Origin of the sequence: Rhodosalinus sp. (genome assembly GCF_046542825.1) — a bacterium.
Taxonomy (GTDB): Bacteria; Pseudomonadota; Alphaproteobacteria; order Rhodobacterales; family Rhodobacteraceae; genus Rhodosalinus.
In genome coordinates, this window is record NZ_JBKHAQ010000183.1 from 1 (window position 1) to 2,852 (window position 2,852).

3 protein-coding genes are annotated in these 2,852 nt (G+C 71.3%); 1 reads left to right on the plus strand and 2 read right to left on the minus strand.

Annotated elements, in window-relative coordinates; genetic code table 11:
* A partial coding sequence (gene cysS / locus ACLFOB_RS14790; RefSeq protein ID WP_410926585.1) for a cysteine--tRNA ligase occupies positions 1-923 on the minus strand: 923 nt, incomplete at its 3' end.
* A 171-nt stretch (positions 924-1,094) separates the two neighbouring features.
* Entirely contained in the window at positions 1,095-1,490 is a 396-nt protein-coding gene (locus ACLFOB_RS14795; RefSeq protein WP_410926586.1) for a VOC family protein, read from the minus strand.
* A 174-nt stretch (positions 1,491-1,664) separates the two neighbouring features.
* On the opposite strand from ACLFOB_RS14795, the gene ACLFOB_RS14800 reads away from it, so the two are divergent.
* Entirely contained in the window at positions 1,665-2,843 is a 1,179-nt protein-coding gene (locus tag ACLFOB_RS14800; protein ID WP_410926587.1) for a pyridoxal phosphate-dependent aminotransferase, read from the plus strand.
* Positions 2,844-2,852 lie beyond the last annotated feature (9 nt).

Sequence of the window (2,852 nt, forward strand, 5' to 3'; positions counted from 1 at the left end):
TGCGTGCCGAGGAAGACGAAGCGGATCACCTCGCCCGGCACCTTCCAGCCGCCGGACCAGTTGCCCTCCAGCAGGTCGCGCACGGTGAAGAAGTTGCCGAGCGATTTCGACATCTTCTTGCCCTCGACCTGCAGCATCTCGTTGTGCAGCCAATAGCGGGCGAAACTGCCCTCGGGGTGCGCGCAGCAGCTTTGGGCCACCTCGTTCTCGTGGTGGGGAAACATCAGGTCGGCGCCGCCGCCGTGGATGTCGAAGCTCGCCCCCAGCAGCGCGTGGGACATGGCAGAGCACTCGATGTGCCAGCCCGGACGCCCCCGGCCCCAGGGGCTGTCCCAGCCGGGCTCGTCCGGCGCAGAGGGCTTCCAAAGCACGAAGTCCATCGGGTTCTTCTTGTAGGGCGCGACCTCGACCCGCGCGCCGGCGACCATGTCCTCGACCGAGCGGCCGGACAGCTTCCCGTAGTCGGGGTAGCTTTCCACGGAGAAGAGGACGTGCCCTTGGGCCGCGTAGGCGCAGCCGCGCTCGATCAGCGCCGCGATCATCCCGACCATCTGAGGGATGTAGCCCGTGGCGTGCGGCTCCGCGTCTGGGGGCAGGACGCCCAGTGCCGCCATGTCCTGATGATACCACTCGGTCGTGGTGCGCGTGAGCTCGTCGATCCCGATGCCGCGCTCGCGCGCGCGGTCGATGATCTTGTCCTCCACGTCGGTGATGTTGCGGACGTAGGTGACGTGATCGGCGCCGTAGACGTGCCGCAGGAGACGGTAGAGCACGTCGAAGACCACCGCGGGCCGCGCGTTGCCCAGATGCGCGCGGTCGTAGACCGTGGGGCCGCAGACATACATCCGCACGTTCGCCGGGTCGAGCGGCGCGAAGGGATCCTTCGTCCGGGTGCGGGTGTTGGTGAGGTGGATCTCGGTCATGCCCTGTCTCTCTCGCGCGGGTGGGGCCGCGGCGGGCTTAGCAGGGTCACTCGGGATTGGAAACGAAAAGACCGGCCCGCCGCGCGTGTGTCAGCCGGTAATGCAGCAGCGGATGATGGCGGCGGTGGTCATGCGCGTTGCCTACCACGCCCGTCGCCCCGCGGTCCAGCCTCAGGCGTAGCTCACCACCTCGAACTCGATGCCGTCCGCGTCGCGGAAGTAGAAGCGCCGCCCAGGCTCGTAATCGGCGTGGCTCTCGGGCGTGAAGCCCTCTGCCCTGACCTTCGCCTCCACCGCCTCGAGGTCATCCACCACCACCGCGATGTGGTTGAGCCCGCCGCGCGTGGCATAGCTGTCGCCGGGCGGGCGCTGGCCCTGCCCCTCGTAGGCGGCAGGCGCGCGGTAGAGCGCCACGTAGTTGTCGTCGCTGCCCACATGGATGGTGTAGCCCTCGTGCTTGGCCGGTCCTTCCCAGCGGATGTGCCAGCCGAAAAGCCTCTGCAGCAGCCGCGCCGTGGCGCGCGGGTCGGAGACGGTGACGTTCACGTGTTCGAGGCGTCCGGGCATGGGGTCTCCTCCGACGTGCGGCCGGGTCCGGCCGGCCCTTCCCGATCTAGCGTTCCCGGCAGATCGCGCCAACCCGGGCGCGCCCCGGCCCGGGCCCGATCTTCGGCCGCGCCGGGATTGACAGCGCGCCGCGCGCCGTGCCCCTACCCTTCCGAACGGCGAAGGAGGGACGCGATGCGGCTGTCGCAACGGATCGAAGGCATCACCGGCGGAGGCTCGGACGGCTGGGACCTGTTCTATCGCGCCCGCGCGATGAAGGCGGCGGGCGAGGCGGTGCTGGAACTGACCGTGGGCGAGCACGACTGGACCACGCCGCGGCCGATCCTCGACGCGATGCACGCGGCCGCCACGGCGGGCCAGACGGGCTATGCGGTGGTCCCCGGCCTGTGCGCCCTGCGCGAGGCGGTTGCGGCCCGCGTGGCCCAGCGGACCGGCGTGGCGACGGCGCCGGAGAACGTGCTGATCACCCCCGGCGGGCAGGCCGGGCTCTTCGCCGCCCACATGGCGGTCTGCGACCCCGGCGACCGGGCGCTGCACCTCGATCCCTATTACGCGACCTATCCCGGCACGATCCGCGCGGCCGGAGCGGTCCCGGTGGCGGTCGAGACGCGACCCGACGACGGCTTCCAGCCCCGCGCCGCCGATCTGGGCGCGGCGGCGACGGGCGCGCGGTCGCTCCTGGTCAACACCCCCAACAATCCCACCGGCGCGGTCTATTCGCGCGACACGCTGGAGGGGGTGGCAGAGGTGGCCCGCGCCCACGACCTCTGGCTGATCTCGGACGAGGTCTACGACACCCACGTCTGGGAGGGCACGCATCTGAGCCCCCGCGCCCTGCCCGGCATGGCGGAACGCACGCTGGTGGTGGGCTCGCTGTCGAAAAGCCACGCGATGACCGGCTCGCGCCTTGGCTGGGTGGTGGGGCCGGAAGAGGCCATCGCGCGGATGATCGACCTTGCCACGGTGACCACCTACGGCGTGCCGACCTTCATCCAGCAGGCGGGAATCGTGGCTCTTGGCCAGCCCGCGCTGGAGCGCGAGGGCGCCGCGGTCTTCCGCCGCCGCCGCGACCTTGCCACGCGGGTGCTTGAGGGGCGCGAGGGGCTGCGCCTGCTGCCCGCGCAGGGAGCGATGTATGTCCTGCTGGACGTGCGGGCCACGAGGCTGAGCGGCGAGGGCTTCGCCCATGCGCTGCTCGACGCGCACCGCATCGCGGTGATGCCCGGCGAAAGCTTCGGTCAGGCGGCGGCAGGCCATGTGCGCGTGGCGCTGACCGTGGCCGACGACCGGCTGGAGGCCGCGCTGGAGACGCTCGCCCGCTTTGCCGCCGCCCGCGCGGCAGAGGCCGCCTGATGCCGCGCC